13 protein-coding genes, 1 other RNA gene and 1 pseudogene are annotated in these 17,871 nt (G+C 69.6%); 10 read left to right on the forward strand and 5 right to left on the reverse strand.

Annotation, left to right across the window (positions count from 1 at the left end; genetic code table 11):
* The first annotated feature begins 4 nt into the window (after positions 1 to 4).
* The 7 genes from ACT53R_RS07615 (at position 5) to ACT53R_RS07645 (ending at position 8,176) form a co-directional block, all read left to right on the forward strand.
* Positions 5 to 226, forward strand: a complete 222-nt coding sequence (locus tag ACT53R_RS07615) for a hypothetical protein (protein WP_476171254.1) — start codon at positions 5 to 7, stop codon at positions 224 to 226.
* A 124-nt stretch (positions 227 to 350) separates the two neighbouring features.
* On the forward strand, positions 351 to 1,298 hold the full coding sequence (locus tag ACT53R_RS07620; RefSeq protein ID WP_476171255.1) for an alpha/beta hydrolase family protein: 948 nt from the start codon (positions 351 to 353) through the stop codon (positions 1,296 to 1,298).
* 133 nt (positions 1,299 to 1,431) lie between these two features.
* On the forward strand, positions 1,432 to 2,619 hold the full coding sequence (gene alr / locus ACT53R_RS07625; protein ID WP_476171256.1) for an alanine racemase: 1,188 nt from the start codon (positions 1,432 to 1,434) through the stop codon (positions 2,617 to 2,619).
* Positions 2,597 to 4,201, forward strand: coding sequence for a cryptochrome/photolyase family protein (locus ACT53R_RS07630; protein ID WP_476171257.1), 1,605 nt, complete (start codon positions 2,597 to 2,599; stop codon positions 4,199 to 4,201). The genes alr and ACT53R_RS07630 overlap by 23 nt, the downstream gene beginning before the upstream one ends.
* A gap of 85 nt (positions 4,202 to 4,286) precedes the next feature.
* On the forward strand, positions 4,287 to 5,720 hold the full coding sequence (locus tag ACT53R_RS07635) for a cryptochrome/photolyase family protein (RefSeq protein ID WP_476171258.1): 1,434 nt from the start codon (positions 4,287 to 4,289) through the stop codon (positions 5,718 to 5,720).
* An 82-nt stretch (positions 5,721 to 5,802) separates the two neighbouring features.
* Complete coding sequence (locus ACT53R_RS07640; protein ID WP_476171259.1) at positions 5,803 to 7,278, forward strand: WS/DGAT/MGAT family O-acyltransferase; 1,476 nt, start codon at positions 5,803 to 5,805, stop codon at positions 7,276 to 7,278.
* A 202-nt stretch (positions 7,279 to 7,480) separates the two neighbouring features.
* On the forward strand, positions 7,481 to 8,176 hold the full coding sequence (locus ACT53R_RS07645; RefSeq protein WP_476171260.1) for a YiaD family glycine zipper/OmpA-like lipoprotein: 696 nt from the start codon (positions 7,481 to 7,483) through the stop codon (positions 8,174 to 8,176).
* Between the two features lie 36 nt (positions 8,177 to 8,212).
* On the opposite strand, the gene ACT53R_RS07650 is transcribed toward ACT53R_RS07645, so the two are convergent.
* Positions 8,213 to 9,451: an MFS transporter gene (locus ACT53R_RS07650; RefSeq protein WP_476171261.1), complete on the reverse strand. Its 1,239-nt coding sequence runs from the start codon at positions 9,449 to 9,451 to the stop codon at positions 8,213 to 8,215.
* Between the two features lie 332 nt (positions 9,452 to 9,783).
* Between ACT53R_RS07650 and ACT53R_RS07655 the strand changes: the two genes are divergently transcribed.
* From ACT53R_RS07655 to ACT53R_RS07665, 3 genes are all read left to right on the forward strand, one after another.
* Positions 9,784 to 12,246 carry a DEAD/DEAH box helicase gene (locus ACT53R_RS07655; RefSeq protein WP_476171262.1) on the forward strand — a complete coding sequence of 821 codons (2,463 nt, stop codon included), beginning with the start codon at positions 9,784 to 9,786 and terminating at the stop codon, positions 12,244 to 12,246.
* A 283-nt stretch (positions 12,247 to 12,529) separates the two neighbouring features.
* Positions 12,530 to 13,396, forward strand: a complete 867-nt coding sequence (locus ACT53R_RS07660) for a ribonuclease H-like domain-containing protein (protein ID WP_476171357.1) — start codon at positions 12,530 to 12,532, stop codon at positions 13,394 to 13,396.
* 46 nt (positions 13,397 to 13,442) lie between these two features.
* The gene (locus ACT53R_RS07665; RefSeq protein WP_476171263.1) at positions 13,443 to 13,949 is read left to right on the forward strand and encodes a GNAT family N-acetyltransferase; all 507 of its coding nucleotides are present in this window, start codon (positions 13,443 to 13,445) and stop codon (positions 13,947 to 13,949) included.
* A gap of 115 nt (positions 13,950 to 14,064) precedes the next feature.
* Here ACT53R_RS07665 and ACT53R_RS07670 read toward each other — a convergent pair.
* From ACT53R_RS07670 to ssrA, 4 genes and pseudogenes are all read right to left on the reverse strand, one after another.
* Positions 14,065 to 15,044 (reverse strand): annotated as a pseudogene (locus tag ACT53R_RS07670) (ADP-ribosylglycohydrolase family protein).
* Positions 15,045 to 15,139: 95 nt separating this feature from the next.
* The gene (locus ACT53R_RS07675; RefSeq protein ID WP_476171264.1) at positions 15,140 to 16,162 is read right to left on the reverse strand and encodes a DUF2156 domain-containing protein; all 1,023 of its coding nucleotides are present in this window, start codon (positions 16,160 to 16,162) and stop codon (positions 15,140 to 15,142) included.
* 67 nt (positions 16,163 to 16,229) lie between these two features.
* Positions 16,230 to 16,877 (reverse strand): class I SAM-dependent methyltransferase, encoded by a 648-nt coding sequence (locus ACT53R_RS07680; protein WP_476171265.1) that lies wholly within the window; start codon positions 16,875 to 16,877, stop codon positions 16,230 to 16,232.
* A gap of 476 nt (positions 16,878 to 17,353) precedes the next feature.
* Positions 17,354 to 17,706: a transfer-messenger RNA gene (ssrA, locus tag ACT53R_RS07685) on the reverse strand.
* Positions 17,707 to 17,871 lie beyond the last annotated feature (165 nt).

Below are 17,871 nucleotides of genomic sequence, written 5' to 3' on the forward strand. Positions count from 1 at the left end.
AAAAATGAATGTCGATGAAGAAGGCGCGCCTGTTTACGTCATTGAACAGCGTGACAAGATCGAAATTTATGTGGGCGCGAACGCTCATGTTGTCCTCAACCAACAAGGATTCGCTGGCGAGGAGAGTGTGGTTTGGATTCATCCGGATGATGTCGATCAAGTGGTTCAACACCTCCTCGCTGTAAAGGAGCAAGCGTTGGCTATCCGTCGATCCAAAGCGGAGTAGTGAGGTTGAGAACTGTTGGCGCGATTTGACCGTCTCCGCGCCATGGGCGCAGACTGGTCCCGGCCCGACGCGGACGTCGCGCAGGCCATCGCGACACCCTCGATTCGATGCCAGGGAGGCATGCATGGACGTGTTCGAGCGGATCGGCCGGAACTACAACTGGTATCCCAACACCGCGATCGCGCTGTGCGCGATTTCCTATGACGGGCTGCACGAGATCCCGCCCGAGGTCGCGTCGTCGACCGGGCTGACGGTGGTCTGGGGCCCGGTGGAGCTGCGCGACTGGGAGGGCATTTCCTACAGCCGCGCCTTCGTCGCCGGCGACGCGACCACCGGCGAGTATTTCGCGGTGATCCGCGGTACCAATTTCGAAAGCCTCAGCAGTTGGCTGAAGCAGGATTTCGATCTCGACAAGGCCGTGCCCTTCGGCCAGTTGCCCGGCGACCCGCCGAACGTGCCGGCCGATGCGCTGATTTCCAAGGGCACGTTCAACGGCATGTCCGACCTGCTGCGCCTGCGCGACAAGGACCGCGGCAACACCTCGCTGCTGGAATTCCTGGACGCGCTGAAGCCGCGCTTCCTCTACGTCACCGGGCACAGCCTCGGTGGCACGCTCACACCGACCCTGTTCGCCTACCTCAACGCGATGCTCTACGGTGGCGGGCCGGCGCACAACATGGCGTTGTGGTCGTTCGCGGGACTCACGGCGGGCGGTACCGGATTCAACGCCTACTTCAATCGCATCCTGCCGAACGACCAGGGCTTCCTCTGGCGTTTCCACAACACGCTCGACATCGCCCCGTTCTGCTGGTGGGACTACGAAGGGCTGAAGAAGGTGTACGCGCCGTACGGCCTGTACTGGGACTTCGTCGACGAGGACCTCGTCGCCGACCTGTTCCAGGATGCCGCGGCGGCAGGCATCGGCTACGCGCACCCGCAGGCGGGGCAGGCGCTGCCGGGCGACTTCGTCCACGGCATCATCGATGGCGACATCTGGGCGGCGCAGGCGCTGCAGCAGCACCATCCCGCGACCTATCAGGCGCTGATCGCCAGGCAGTTCCCCGTCGGCTGAGGCGGGTCTGGCCGACGCGATCGATCCGCCCGGTGGCGTCCCGGGTGGCGACGTGACGGGTGTGGCCGGAATCTTCGACGCATGCGCCGTCGTGCGCCGCGGATCGTGCGCCCCCGCCGGCTACAATCCGCGCATGCCCGACGCCACTTCCGCCCACGATCCCGACGCCCTGCGACATCGCCACGCCGAGGCCAGCGACCGGCCCACGCGCATCCGCGTCGACCTCGACGCGCTCGCGCACAACCTGCACGCGCTGCGTGCCCGGGCCGGCGTGCCGGTGATGGGCATCGTCAAGGCGAACGCCTACGGCCACGGGCTGGTGCCGGTCGCGCGGCATCTGGAAGCGCAGGGCGTCGACCAGCTCGGCGTGGCGTTCGTGGAGGAGGGCGTCGCGCTGCGCGAGGCCGGCGTGACCGTGCCGATCCTGGTGCTGGGCGGCATCCACGCGCCGCAGGTGACGCGGTTCATTGAGCACGACTTGGAGATCACGGTGTCGTCGCCCGCCAAATTGCGCCAGGTCGAGGCCGCGGCCGCGGCGCTGGGCCGCAAGGCCGTGATCCACCTGAAGATCGACACCGGCATGGAACGCATCGGCGTACACAGCGAGAATGCCGGACCGTTCATCGAGGCTGCGGTCGCGTCGCGCTGGTGCATCGTGAAGGGCGTCTACTCGCACCTCGCTTGCGCCGACGATCCGGCGTCGCCGATGACCGCACTGCAGCTCGAACGCTTCCTCGACGCCTGCGCGCACTTCACCCGCATCGGTGCGCCGATGCCGCTGCGCCACCTCGCCAATTCCGGCGGCGTGCTGCATTTCCCGGAGACGCACCTCGACATGGTGCGTCCCGGCATCGCGCTGTACGGGGTGATGCCCGATCCCGCCTCGCACCGCACCGTCGACCTGCGCCCGGCGCTGTCGCTGGTCTCGCAGGTCGTCTACTTCAAGGTCGTGCGCGCCGGTCGGCCGGTGAGCTACGGCGCGACGTGGACGCCGACGGTCGACACCCGCGTGGTGACGGTGCCGATCGGCTACGGCGACGGCTATCCGCGTTCGCTGTCCTCGCGCGGCGAGGTGCTGATCCGCGGCGAACGCCATCCCATCGTCGGCCGCGTGTGCATGGACCAGTTCATGGTCGACCTCGGCCCCGGCGGCACCGCGTACAACGAGGACGAGGTCGTGCTGATCGGCCGGCAGGGCGATGCCGCCATCGAATGCGAGGCCGTGGCGCAGGCCGCGGGCACGATCGCCTACGAGATCCTGACCGGCCTCAACGACCGCATTCCGCGCGAGTACGTCGGTGGCGCGCCACACAACGGCTGAGCTGCGCGACGCGGTGCACGTGCGGCATCTGGTCGTCGTGCTCGGCGACCAGCTCGACGCGTACTCTGCGGTGTTCGACGATTTCGATCCCGACCACGACGTCGTGTGGATGGCCGAAGTCGCGCACGAGGCGACGCAGGTGTGGAGCACGCAGCCGCGGATCGCGGTGTTCCTCGCCGCGATGCGGCATTTCCGCGATGCCCTGCGCGCGGGCGGCTGGCGCGTGGCCTACCGCGCGCTCGACACGCATGCGCATGCGACGCTGGAGGACGCGCTCGCCGCCGATCTCGCTGCATTGCGGCCGGCGCGCGTGCTCGCGGTGAAGCCCGGCGAATGGCGGCTCGCGAAGTCGCTGCCGGCGGTTTGCGCGGCCGCCGGCGTGCCGTGGACCGAGCGCCCGGACCTGCATTTCCTGTGCACGACCGAAGACTTCGCCGACTGGGCGAAGGGCAAGCGCGAGCTGCGGCTGGAGTTCTTCTACCGCTGGCTGCGCAAGCGCGAGGGCGTGCTGATGGTCGACGGCCAGCCGGCCGGCGGGCGCTGGAACTTCGACAGCGAGAACCGCGAGTCCTTCGGCCGTCGCGGGCCGGGGCTGGTGCCGGCGCCGCGCGCGTTTCCGCCGGACGCGATCACGCGCGAGGTCATCGCACTGGTCGAGGCGCGGTTCGCGTCGCATCCCGGCACGCTGTCGGCGTTCGACTGGCCGTTGACGCCCGAAGACGCCGAAATCGCGCTCGCCGATTTCGTCGAACACCGCCTCCCGTCATTCGGCCGCTACCAGGACGCGATGTGGCAGGGCGAGCCGTGGCTGTACCACTCGCGGCTGTCGGCGGCGATGAACCTGAAATTGCTGTCGCCGCGACGGGTGATCGACGCCGCGGTCGATGCGTGGCGCACCGGGTACGCGCCGCTGGAGGCGGTGGAAGGCTTCGTCCGCCAGATCCTCGGCTGGCGCGAGTACGTGCGCGGCGTCTACTGGCTGCGCATGCCCGGCTTCCTCGACGACAACGCGCTGGGCGCCAACCAGCCGCTGCCGGGCTTCTACTGGACCGGCGACACGCGCATGGCCTGCCTGCGCGACGCGCTGCGGCAGACGCTGGACCTCGGTTACGCCCACCACATCCAGCGGCTGATGGTGACCGGGCTGTTCGCGCTGCTGGTTGGCGTGCGCCCGCGCGAGATCCACGCCTGGTACCTCGCGGTGTACGTCGATGCAGTGGAGTGGGTGGAACTGCCGAACGTGCTGGGCATGAGCCAGTACGCCGATGGCGGCAGGATGGTGTCGAAGCCGTACGCAGCGTCGGGCAAGTACATCCAGCGCATGTCGAACCACTGCGCCGGCTGCCCGTTCGACCCGGCCGAGGCGGTCGGCCCGAAGGCCTGCCCGTTCACCACGCTGTACTGGGATTTCCTCGCCCGCCACGCCGACCGCTTCCGCGACCATCCGCGCGCGGGCATGCAATGGCGCAACCTCGACCGCCTGCCGCCGGAGCGCCTCGCCGCGATCCGGTCGCGTGCGGCGGCGCTGCGCAAGGCGCTGGCGGAGACGGCGGTTGATCCCGCGGCATCGCCCGCGTCCTGACCGCTTCGCCATCGCCCGTGCGGCGGGTATGCTCCGGCCGACGACACGCCGGATCCGGCGTCCGCCCCTCCGCCAGAGCGTTCCGATGCCCAACGCCCTTGTCTGGTTCCGCAACGATCTCCGCCTGGCCGATCATCCGGCGCTGCAGGCGGCGCTCGACGGCGGTTACGTGCCGATCCCGGTCTACATCCACGCGCCGGAGGAAGAGGGCGACTGGACGCCCGGTGCCGCGGTGCTGGCGTGGCGGCGGAAGTCGCTGGCGGCGCTCGATGCCGACCTGCGCAAACGCGGCTCGCGGCTGCGCATCTTCCACTCGCCCTCGCTGCAGACGCTGCAGACGCTGGCCGCCGCCTGCGATGCCGAGGCGGTGTTCTGGAATCGCCGCTACGAGCCGGCGATCGAGAAGCGCGACACCGCGGTGAAGGCCGCGCTGCGCCGGCAGGGGCTGCGCGCGGAGAGTTTCGACGGCGCGCTGCTGATCGAGCCGTGGAAGCTGCTCAACAAGCAGGGCGGGCCGTACCGGGTGTTCACGCCGTTCTGGAAGGCGGGCGCCGCGATGCTGTCGCTGCCGCCGTCGCGCGATGCCCCGGCGACGCTGCCATGCACGGACGACGGCCCGCACGGTCTGTCGCTCGATGCGCTGGGTCTGACCCCGAAGCCTGAATGGGACACCGGCTTCTGGGAGCGCTTCGTGCCCGGCGAGGCCGGTGCACGTGCGGCGCTCGGCCTGTTCATCGACGCGGCGGCGATGCAGTACCTCGACGAACGCGACCGTCCAGACCACGTCGGCACCTCGCGGCTGTCGCCGCACCTGCACCACGGCGAGATCGCGCCGTGGCGGATCGTGCATGCGCTGCGTGACGCACACCCGAGCGGCGGCACCGCGGTCGACGGCTATGTGCGGCAACTGGGCTGGCGCGAGTTCGCGTACCACCTGCTGCACCATTTCCCGGAAACGCCGGAGCGCAACCTCAATCCGCGTTTCGCCGATTTCGACTGGGCACGCGTGGACCCGCACCTGCGCGATGCCTGGCGCCATGGCCGCACCGGCGTGCCGATCGTCGACGCCGGCATGCGCGAGCTCTGGGCCACCGGCTGGATGCACAACCGCGTGCGGATGATCGTCGGCAGCTACCTGTGCAAGCACCTGCGCTACCACTGGCGTGAAGGCGCGCGCTGGTTCTGGGACACGCTGGTCGATGCCGACCTCGCCAACAACACGCTGGGCTGGCAGTGGATCGGCGGCACCGGCGCCGACGCCGCGCCGTACTTCCGCATCTTCAACCCGGTGACGCAGGCGGAGAAGTTCGATCCCGACGCGGCCTACATCACCCGCTGGGTGCCGGAACTGGCGAAGCTGCCGCAGGCGCTGCGCTTCGCCCCGTGGACCGAGCCGCGCACGCTCGCGCGACTCGCCCCGGACTACCCGCGCCGGCCGATCGTCGACCTCGCGCAGGGCCGCGAGGCCGCGCTGGCGGCCTATCGCGGCATCGCTGGCAGCGCGGACGAGGGGCGCTGATCGACGACCGCCGCGGGCCGCGGCGCCCGCGTTGACCCGGGCTCGGGCGCATGGTTCACTCGCCGCAGTTGGGGAGGACACCATGGCCGAACAGCAGTCCGCAGGCGCAGCCGCGCAGCCGTCCGAAGCGCCGCGCCGGCGCCGGGAATCCATGTCGCGGGTCGACACCGCCTGGTTGCGGATGGAGAAACCGACCAACCCGATGATGATCACCGGCGTGCTGATGTTCGACGAGCCGATCACGCTCGCGAAACTCAAGAAGGTGATCGAGAAACGCTTCCTCGCCTACACCCGCTTCCGCATGAAGCCGGTGGAGACGCCCGGCGGCATGGCGTGGCAGGACGACGAGGATTTCGACCTCGACTGGCACGTGCGCCTCTCGGCGCTGCCTGGCCGCGGCGACCAGAAGGCGCTGGAGCGCTTCGCCGGCAACCTCGCGTCCAGCCCGCTCGACAAGACCAAGCCGCTCTGGCAGTTCCATCTGGTCGAGAAATACCACGGCGGTTCCGCACTGGTGTCACGCATCCACCACAGCTACGCCGACGGCATCGCGCTGGTGCAGGTGCTGCTGTCGCTGACCGACACCACGCCGCATCCGGAGAAGGGCACGCCGCTGTCGAAGGCGTGGCTGAAGAAGGACGGCGCGAAGGTCGCCAACCGCGTCGGCGCGATGGAGCGCTATGCCAAGCTCGGCGCGAAGGCGTTCGGGAAGGGCATGGACATGTACCGCGATCCGACGCTGGCCGGCGTGCTGGCGAAGGAGGGCGGGGAGATCGCCCGCGAACTGGTGCAGGCGCTGGCGCTGCCCGACGACCCGCCGTCGCTGCTGCGCGGCCGGCTCGGCGTGAGCAAGCGCGTCGCCTGGGCGCCGCCGCTGGATCTGGAGGAAGTGAAGGCCGTCGGCCGCGCCTGCGACTGCACGGTCAACGACGTGCTGATGGCCACCGCCACCGGCGCGCTGCGCGACTACATGATCGAGCGTGGCGAACAGGTCGACGGCCTCAGCCTGCGCGCGACGGTGCCGGTCAACCTGCGTCCGCTGGAACATGCGCGCAAGCTCGGCAACCACTTCGGCCTGGTGTTCCTCGACCTGCCGGTCGGTCTCGGCAACCCGATCCGCCGGCTCGAACACGTCGCCGAGTGCATGAAGCAGCTGAAGAACTCGCGGCAGGCCATCGTCGCGTACGGCCTGCTCGCCGCGCTGGGCATGACGCCGTCCGGCGTGCAGGAACTGGCGCTGGAGCTGTTCAGCCGCAAGGCGACCGCGGTGGCGACCAACGTGCCCGGCCCGCAGCAGCCGCTGTACCTCGCCGGCAGCCGCATCCGCGAAATGATGTTCTGGGTGCCGCAGACCGGCTCCATCGGCATCGGCCTGTCGATCCTCAGCTACAACGGCCGCGTGCATTTCGGCCTGATCGCCGACGCCAAGCTCATCCCCGACCCGCACGCGGTGATCCAGCGCTTCGGCGCCGAATTCGAGAAGCTGCTGTACCTCTCGCTGATGGGCGACTGGCAGCGGCCGCTGAACTCGGTGGCGGCCGAAGCCCTGATGAGCTGACGCTCTGCTGTTCGTAGGAGCGCCGGAAGGCGCGACCCCGTGCATGTCATCAGGTCGCGCCTCCCGGCGCTCCTACATAAACGGCACACCGCCCGCACCGCGCACGCCCGACCCCGCATTGCGCCCGGACAGCGCAACGTCAGCTTCGGGCGCCTAGGGTGGCCTCGCCCACGGCCCATGGCCGCACTCCGAGGATTCCCCCATGCGCATTCCCTTCACCACGCCCGTCGCCGCCGCGCTGGCAGCGAGCCTGCTGCTCAGCGGCTGTGCCACCTACACCGGCCAGACCAACGATCCGAACGACCCCAACCGCACCCGCAACGGCGCGCTCATCGGTGCGGCCATCGGCGCCGTCGCCGGCATCCTCAGCGGCGACGACGCGCTGGAGCGTCGCCAGCGTGCGCTGGTCGGCGCGGGCGTCGGCGCGATCGCCGGCGGCGCGGTCGGCGCCTACCAGGATCGCCAGGAAGCCGAGCTGCGCCGCCGTACCGTCGGCACCGGCATCGAGGTCACCCGCGACGGCGACGTCATCAAGCTCAACCTGCCCGATGCCGTCACCTTCGACTTCAACAGCGCCGCGCTGAAGCCGCAGTTCTACCCGGCGCTCGACCAGGTCGCCGGCACCATGGCCGACTACAACCAGACCGTGGTCGAGATCAGCGGCCACACCGACAGCGTCGGCAGCGACGACTACAACCAGAAGTTGTCCGAACAGCGTGCGGCGTCGGTCAGCAACTATCTCGTCGGCAAGGGCCTGATGCGCCAGCGCTTCGAAGTGGTCGGCATGGGCGAGCGCTATCCGATCGCCAGCAACGACACCGACAGCGGCCGTGCGCAGAACCGCCGCGTCGAGATCCGCGTGGTGCCGCTGACGACGACTCCGCCGGCCGGCTCCTGATCGATCCCGCGCTTCATCTCGACCGACGGCGTCCGCTCAGGGCGCCGTCGGCGTTTGAGGTGGCCGGAAACCCAGCACGCCGAGCGCGCACAGCGTCATTACGCTGAGGCCCGCACCGGTCAGGAACGTCGCGCCGGCGCCCAGCCGGTCCCACAGCAGGCCGGCGACCGCGCTGGCGACCAGCATCGCGAGGCCCGCGGCGAGGTTGAACATGCCGAACGCCGTGCCGCGCAGGTCGGCCGGTGCGGTGTCGGCAACCATCGCCGCCAGCAGGCCCTGGGTCAGGCCCATGTGCACGCCCCACAGCGCCACGCCGGCCAGCAGCAGCGGCCAGTCGCGGGCGCCGGCGAGCACGAGGTCGGCCGCCACCAGCACGACCAGCCCGATCGCCAGCAGCGCGCGATGCGACATGCGGTCGGCCAGCACACCGGCCGGGTAGGCGACGCCGGCGTAGATCGCGTTCATCGAGACCATCACCAGCGGCACCAGCGCCGCACCGATGCCGCAGTCGGCCGCGCGCAGCACGAGGAAGGCCTCGCTGAAGCGGGCGAGGGTGAACACCGCGCCGATCGCCACCACCTGCCAGTACGCGCCGCCCAGCCGCGCCAGTTGCGCCCGCGAGATGGGATTGCCGCGGCGCTTGGTCTCCGCCTGCGCTGCGGGTTCGCGCACGCCGAACAGCAGCAGCGCCACCGCCAGCAGGCCGGGAATGATCGCGACCTTGAACACCGCGCGCACGTCGCTGGCCCACAGCAGCATCAGCCCGGTCGCCAGCAGCGGGCCGACGAACGCACCCACGGTGTCCAGCGACTGCCGCAGCCCGAACGCGGCGCCGCGGATCTCCGGCGGCGCGATGTCCGCCACCAGCGCGTCGCGCGGCGCGCCGCGGATGCCCTTGCCGATGCGATCGACGAAGCGCCCGGCCAGCACCCAGCCCAGGCTCGGCGCGAACGCGAACAGCGGCTTGGTGAACGCGCCCAGCGCATAGCCGAACACCGCCAGCCCCTTGCGGCGTCCCAGCCAATCGCTGACCGCGCCGGAGAAGATCTTCACGATCAGCGCGGTCGATTCGGCGATGCCTTCGATCAGCCCGACCGAGAACACGCTCGCGCCCAGCGTGCCGACCATGAACAGCGGCAGCAGGCTGTGGATCATCTCCGACGAGACGTCCATCAGCAGGCTCACGAAGCCGAGCACCCACACCCCGGGCGGCATCTTCGGCAGCGATGTGCGGGCGACGTCGGCCATGGGCGTGCGGCGGAAGCGAAGCGTCATCGTAGGCGCGCTTGCGACGATTCGTCACCCCGGAAGCACCGTCACCCGAATCAACCGTCGCCCACACCAGCCGTCACCCACTCAACCGTCACCCACTCAACCGTCACCCCGGCGAACGCCGGGGTCCAGCTCTCTGCTCTGCATGATCATTCGACGGGATTCGGTCGTTCGGGTTTCCCCTGAAAAAGCTGGGCCCCGGCGTTCGCCGGGGTGACGATGGTGGAAGGGTGACGAGTATCGGGACGCGCGCTTCATCCCCATCCCTGCCCACGATCTCACCCCGTGAGACATTCCCGGCGTACACCTGCGGCCCCGTCGTCCCGGTGCCGCCGATGTCCGCCGCGCTTGAACCATCGTCCGAACCGTCGCCCGAGTTGCCGCTGCTGGCCGCCGGCTTCCTGCCCGCACCCGCGCGACCGCAGCCGCCCGCCAGCGGCGCCTCGCTGGCGGTGCGCCTGTCCGGCAAGTATCCCGACCGCGTGACCGGCGCGATCCACGTGCCCGGCCGCGAAGGCCGCTACGCCGACTTCCCCGACGACCTGCCGCCGCGGCTCGCCGACGCCCTGCGTGCCCGCGGCCTGACGCGGCTCTACAGCCACCAGGCCGAGGCATGGGCGGCGACGCAGCGCGGCGAGGACGTCGTCGTCGTCACGCCCACGGCGTCAGGCAAGACGCTCTGCTACACGCTGCCGGTCGTCGCGTCGGCGCTGCGCGATCGCGGCAAGGCGCTGTACCTGTTTCCGACCAAGGCGCTGGCGCAGGACCAGGTCGCCGAACTGCTTGAACTGACGAAGGCCGGCGACCTCGGCGTGCGCGCCGCGACCTTCGACGGCGACACGCCCGGCGACCAGCGCCAGGCGATCCGGCTCAACGGCGACATCGTCGTCACCAACCCGGACATGCTGCATCAGGGCATCCTGCCGCATCACACCAAGTGGGCGCAGCTGTTCGAGCACCTGCGCTACATCGTCATCGACGAGATCCACACCTACCGCGGCGTGTTCGGCTCGCACCTCGCGAACGTGCTGCGGCGGCTCGAACGCATCTGTGCGTTCTACGGCGCGCGCCCGCAGTTCATCCTGTGCTCGGCCACCATCGGCAACCCGCAGGCGCACGCCGAGGCGCTGGTCGGGCGGCGCGTCACCGCCATCACCGAGTCCGGCGCGCCCACTGGCGACAAGCACGTGCTGCTGTGGAACCCGCCGGTCACCAATCCCGACCTCGGCCTGCGCGCCTCCGCGCGCTCGCAGACCACGCGCATCGCGCGCATGGCGATCAAGGCCGGGCTGAAGACGCTGGTGTTCGCGCAGTCGCGGACGATGGTCGAGGTGTTGACGAAATACCTCAAGGACGTGTTCGACCACGATCCGCGCAAGCCCGCGCGCATCCGCGCCTATCGCGGCGGCTATCTGCCGACCGAGCGCCGCGAGGCCGAACGCGCGATGCGCGCCGGCCGCATCGACGGCATCGTCGCCACGTCCGCGCTGGAACTGGGCGTGGACATCGGCAGCCTCGACGTGGTCGTGCTCAACGGCTATCCCGGCGGCATCGCCGCGACGTGGCAGCGCATCGGTCGCGCCGGGCGCCGGCAGCAGCCATCGCTGGGCGTGCTGGTCGCGAGTTCCGATCCGCTGGACCAGTACATCGTCCGCCATCCGGACTTCTTCTCGTCGGCGCCGCCGGAGCACGCGCGCATCGCGCCGGACCAGCCGGTGATCCTGCTCGACCACATCCGCTGCGCCGCGTTCGAGCTGCCGTTCCGCGACGGCGACGCCTTCGGCCCGGTCGAGCCGCAGGTGTATCTCGAACTGCTGGCCGAGGACGGCGTGCTGCACGCCGAAGGCGGCACGTGGGAATGGATCGCCGACAGCTATCCGGCGAACGCGGTGAGCCTGCGCTCGGTCGCGGACGGCAACTTCGTGGTGGTCGATCGCACCGACGGCCGGCAGGTCATCATCGCCGAGGTCGATTTCAGCTCGGCGCCGCTGCTGCTGTACGAAGGCGCGATCCACATGGTGCAGTCGACGCCGTACCAGGTCGAACGCCTCGACTGGGACGGCCGCAAAGCCTACGTCACCCGCACCCACGTCGACTACTACACCGACGCCATCGACTACACGAAGCTGAAGGTGCTGGAATCGTTCGACGGCGTGGTCGCCGGCACCGGCGGCTGCCACCACGGCGAAGTGCACGTGGTGCGGCGCGTGTCCGGCTACAAGAAGATCCGCTACTACACCCACGAGAACATCGGCTACGGCCCGGTGAACCTGCCCGACGCCGAGATGCACACCACCGCGGTGTGGTGGCAGCTGCCGCAGCCGGTGCTCGACAGCCTGTTCGCGTCGCGGCAGGACGCGCTCGACGGCTTCCTCGGCGCGGCGCACGCCGTGCACACCGTCGCCCGCATCGCGGTGATGGCCGACGCCGCCGACCTGCAGAAGGCGGTCGGCAGCGGCGACGGCGCATGGTTCGCCGCCGCCGACACGCGCGGCCGCGGGCAGATGCGCATGGTCGGCGACGAAGCCATGCCGGACGACGGGCAGGGCGCGTTCACGCCCACGCTGTACCTCTACGACAACTATCCCGGCGGCGTGGGCCTGGCCGAACCGCTGTGGACGCGGCAGGCGGAACTGCTGCGTCGCGCGATCGAGTTGATCGATGGCTGCGACTGCGCCGCCGGCTGCCCGGCCTGCGTCGGCCCGGTGCTGGCCGTCGACGCCGCCCGCGACGCCACCGCGAAAGCGCACGCGCGGCGCGTGCTGGTGGCGTTGTCGGCGGTCGATGTACTCGGATGAGTTGCGCGATGCGCCGTCGTCCGTTTCCCCGGTTCTTCTTCAGCGAGGGGAGCGGCGGGTGCGTTCCCGGCCGGCGGTGGCCGCATCCGCAGCGAGAGGTTGCCGGGCGTGCTTCAACCGCCGCGCCCCGCCCCTCATCCGCCCTTCGGGCACCTTCTCCCCGCAGGCGGGGAGAAGGAAGGCGCCGGGGCAATGCGGGCTTCAAGTTCCTCTCCCCTCGCGGGAGAGGGATCGGGGAGAGGGGGCGAGGATGACGCAGGCCGCCACGCTCGATCGCCTGCGCATGCTGCGCCGGCAGGCGGGGCAGGGCGCATCGCCTGTGCCTGCGGCGGCACCCGCGCAGGCGCCGCGCGCGACGCCTGCGCAGACGATCGACGACCTGCGCCGGCTCCTGCGCGTGCGTGCGCCCGCACTCGCGCGGCCCGCGGCGGACGCGCACGATCGCGCGCTCGTCGGCGAGGAAATCGCGCCGGGCCTGCGGCTCGTCGAATCGCTGCATCCATGCGAACCGTTGCCCGCGCGCGTGCCGCTGACCTTCGCCCGCCGCGAGGACGACGTCGCCACCGCCGACGTGCTGTTCTTCGACACCGAGACCACCGGGCTCGCCGGCGGCACCGGCACCCGTGCCTTCATGATCGGCGCCGCGCGCTGGACCGACGCCGGCCTGCACGTGCGCCAGTGGTATCTCACCGCGATGGCCGCGGAGCGCGACCTGCTGGCCGCCTTCGCCGAGGCGCTGGTGCCCGGCACCGTGCTCGCCAGCTACAACGGCCGCAGCTACGACGCCCCGCTGCTGGCCGCCCGCTACCGCCTCGCGCGCCTGACCAACCCGCTGCCCGCCTGCGACCACGTCGACCTGCTGCATCCCGTCCGCCGCCGCTACCGCGGCCGCTGGGAGAACTGTCGCTTGGCGACGATCGAACGCCGCGTCCTCGGCATCGTCCGCGAGGACGACCTCCCCGGTAGCGAAGCCCCCGCCGCCTGGCTCCGCTACCTCCGCGGCGGCTCCGCCCGCGACCTCCGCCGCGTCGCCGACCACAACCGCCAGGACCTCGTCTCGCTGGCGGGGGTGTGGGGGCATCTGGTGGCGTGTGACGATGCCGCGTCGCATGGATGCGTCTTTGCCCCGGCCTGCGATCCTGGCATGTAGGCTTGCCCCGTGCGCCGGCCTGCGTTGGCCAAGTGGAGGCATCCTCGTGAAACTCGTGGTCAGAGACGAAACGCCTGCCGACGTGGCCGCCATCGAAGTGGTCACGATCGAGGCCTTCCGCGAGGTCGTGCGCAGCCGTCACACCGAGCAGTACATCGTGAATGCGTTGAGGCGCGCGGGAGCATTGGCCGTTTCCTTGGTGGCCGAGCGGGAAGGCGTCATCGTCGGCCACGTGGCCTTGTCGCCCGTCGCGGTGTCCGATGGCGCAACGGGGTGGTACGGCCTTGGTCCGATTTCGGTGTTGCCGGCGCATCAGCGTGCCGGTGTCGGCTCCGCCCTGATGCACGACGCCATGAAGGCGCTTAGGACGTTGGACGCGCAGGGCTGCGTGCTGCTGGGCGATCCCGGCTATTACCGGCGATTCGGCTTCCGGCCCGATCCCGGCCTCGTGCTGGAAGGCGTGCCGCCGCAGAATTTCCAGACATTGCGACTCGGGTCGACGATGCCGCAAGGACGCGTGACCTATCACGCGGCGTTCGCGGCCACCGCCTAGGAATCCAAATTCCCGTCCCAAGCCGCATCACTGCGTAGCCCGGACAAGCACTAAGCGCGCACCCGGGACAGGGAAGCGCGGATTCCGAGGATTCCCGAGTGCGGCCATGTCCGGGCTACAGCACTTCGACCCACACCAACAACCGCTCCAGCAACCCGCGATACAACTCCCCACCCCGCAACCCCTCCCGCCACCGCACCGGAATTCCCACCACCCCATGCATCAGCCCCGCGATGCCACCCGCGATGCAAGCGGTGGTGTCGGTGTCGTGGCCGAGGCGGATGGCGCGGCGGACGGCGCTTTCGTAGTCGGGGCTTCGACGGCCCAGCGGGCGGAGCGCAGGGAATCGACGACGTAGCCGCTGCCTTCGCCGATGGGCGGGTCGTCGGGGCGGATCGACCACTCCAGTTCCTCGACGGCCGCGGGTTCGTCGGCGATGAGCACGCGCAGCGTGCGGACGGCGTCGTCCCAGGGCGCGTCGACGTCGTCGAGCAGGCGGCGCGCCCACAGGCAATAGAGCGCGCAGCACAGTTGCGCGCGCAGGTGGCCGTGCGTGACGAGCGACTGCGCGCGGGCGTCGCGCACGAGCGCGGCGTCGTCGCCGTGATGCCACAGCGCCAGCGGCAACACGCGCATCAGCGAGCCGTTGCCGTTGCTGTGCACGCCGTCGGGGCCGGCGCGCTCCGGTGCTTCGCCGCTCTTCACCGCGCGGATCGCCTGCGCGGTGGTGATGCCGACGTCGAACACGTGGCCGTCGACGGCGAGATAGCCGTCGTCGTACCAGCGCACGAGGCGCTGCGCGAAGTCGGCGAGGTCGAGGCGATCGCATGCGAGCAATGACGCCAGCAGGCACAGCGCCTGCGCGCCGTCGTCCGACCATGTGCCCGGCGGCACGCCCTTGTGCGAGCGGTCGAAGCCCGGCGGCGGCGCGTATTCGATCCGGTCCGCGGGCGGAATGCGTTCCGGCGGATTGAATTCGTAGGGCACGCCCAGCGCGTCGCCGACGAGCAGGCCGATCAGGCCCGCGGTGATGCGATCACGGCGGCGGGAAAGACGGTCGACGGAATCGATGGTCGGCGGCATGACGCGCTCCATGTGCGGGGCGGCCTCCGGTACGGCGCCGTCCGTCGTGGAGTCTAGCCGAGCGGCGACACCCGCATGTTCGGCCGGGGGGGGCGGACCTCGGCGCGTCAGATCAACCGCGTCAGCCGGAACATCGCCGTTGCGGCCAGTGCCGGCAGCGGTTGCCGATGGCAGAAGTAGCTCTTGCGAAGCTCGCCGTGGAAGCGCGATTTCGCGAACGCCACGCCGCGGAAGTTGTACAGCGAATGTCCCCAGCGCAGGATCGCGTCGAGCACGAGCCGCAGCGCCGCCGATTCATGCGCTTCCACGCGCTCGTCCAGCAGCAGCGGGATCAGGCCCATGTCGAGGTATTCGATGCCTTCGGCTCTGAAGACCTCCATGGCGTGCGCCATCATCGGATACCACAGGCCTTGCCGGAACGACGGGCAGGCGCGCGAGATGTTCGGCACGTAGCCGACGACGCGGCCGTCGCGGTAGATCGGGTCGAAGTGGATGAAGCCGATCGCTTCGTTCCCGCGCCAGGCGTAGAAGTGGCGCGTGCCCTCCACGTAATCCATGAGCATCGGCCGGATCAGGAACCGGATCTCGTTGCTCTTGCACTTGCGCGTGCGGATCCAGGCTTCCGAGATCGCGCGCGTCTGCTGTTCGCAGCGGCCTTCGCGTACTTCGATGCCTTGCTGCCGCGCCTGGTTGACCGCGGTGCGGATGATCTGCTTGCGGCTCCCGCGCAGGTCCCAGTCGTGCAGCATCACCCGCGATTCCGAGCCGAACTGCGTCGCGTAGAAACCGTGCCGGCGATGCAGCAGTTCCGCCACCGGTTCGCTCACTTGCGTGAACACGGCGTTCGGATGCGCGTCGAGGAAACCATCGATCATGGTCTCGACATCGCGCGGGTCGCAGACCGGATCGGCGAGCGCGAAGTGGATGCCCCAGTGGCGTGCGTACGCCAGGTAGCCGATGCCGAGCATGTCGTGGTACGACATGCCGGGCTGCATCGTCGAGAACGCCATCGCGTGCTCGCCGTGGCGCTTGAGGAACTCGGCGCGTTGGCCGATCGCAAAACCGCGGGCGTCCTCCCGCGCGGCACGCGGCGCGCGCCCGGCATCCAGGGTCAGCGTCTGGTCGTTCATGTCCGCAATTCCTTTGCGAAGCCGATGCGGTGGCGTCCGGTTCCTTCGGCGGTGGCGGGCGATCCGGTCAGGCAGGCTTGTGACCGAGCACGGACCAGTAGAAGTCCATGCCGAGGATCGGGAAATACTTCTTCCCCTCGACCCGGAGGCCGAGCTTGTCCATCAGCGCCGGATAGTCGTAGATGTCGTGCACGGCATTGCCGGCGACCAGCCAGAAGAAGAGTACCGCGACATACCAGTAAAGCGTCTTCGCCATGCGCACGAGCGCGTTGCCCTGCGGGTGCGCGAAATCGCCGACGACGACCTTGCCGCCGGGTTTCGCCTGCGCGATCAGGTGTGCCAGCACCTTCGACACCATCTCGCGGTTGAAGACGTTGAGGAAGAAGTTCGCCACGACCATGTCGTAGCGCTCCGGTTCGTCGAAGACCATGATGTCGCTGTGCACCTGGCGGACCACGACGGCGTTGCCGTCGGCGGCCAGCACCCGCGAGAACTTCATGAGCATGGTCTTCGACAGGTCGACGACGGTGACGTCGGCACCGCGTTTCGCGGCCTCCAACGCGTCGCGGCCGTGGCCGACGCCGGCGAACAGCACCTTGTCGCCGGGCCTGAGCCGGTCGAGGTGCGCCACCTTGCAACGCTGGATCGACTTCCCGCTGTAGAGGTTGCTGGTGAAATCGTAGAAATGGCCCACGACGGCATAACGATCGAACATCTCCATTCTCCTGTGTGGCTCCATGTGTCGTGTCGACGCGCAGGCGTGCCCGTCGCCGGCCGCAGCCGATCGGAAAGGCATCCCGGGCACTCCGGACACGCGCTTGCGGCCGGTCGACGCACGGAGGGGGGGATCGCTCGACCCGTGCGGACAGGGGAATGCGTCGTCCGGCGCGGCAATCTTGCATTTCGCCCGGATGAAAAGATTGCGACGGATCACGTTTCCGGATGCGATTGTCCAGCGTTGTCAAAAGTTGTGCCTGCAATCGCAAACAATGGTTAAGGCCGCGTGATCCCGAGCCTGCACGGCGTCGCCGGCCAGCGTGTTCCATCGTGTTTTCATGGGCTTGCGGGCGGGTCGTGCGCAAGCCCGGGGCGCCGCGCGCGGTGGCGATCCCGCATCGGATGGTCGGTCAGGGCGGGTGGACAGGTCGCCGGAAACAAGAAGCCCCGGGCTCGCGCCCGGGGCTTTTCGTTTGGTGGAGGTGGGGGGAATTGAACCCCCGTCCGAAGGCACTCCATGCCCGGCACTACATGCTTAGCTCACCGTTTGATCTCGCCCTGCGGCAACACGGCGTGCGAAGCACACCGCAGGACATACCCGCTTGATCTAGGTCCTGGTTGACGGGTCGCCGCCGGAACCGATCCCGTGATAATGACCCTACATCCACGAGCACGGGCACAAGTGGGTTCGGGGCTAGGCCTTAAGCGGCCAGAGCGTAGACGTCGTCGTTGGCGTCTGATTGTTTGCCGCTGGATTAACGAGGAAAGCTGCCCCCTCGGCATGCGCCGTGCGATTTCGCAACCCCCGTCGAAGCCAATGCACCCCCGTGACCGGGAATTTCGTTTCGATGGAGTCGTTCTTTCGATCGACGCCGGCAGTATGGGGGCGGGGTGGGGCGGGATCAAGCGTCGCGACGAAACCTTGTCATCCCGAACGAGGGTGCAGCCCGAGGCGGGATCTGCTTGCCATCGGCACGATCGCGGACCGCAGT

The sequence above is a fragment of the Lysobacter sp. DMC104 genome (assembly GCF_056313665.1).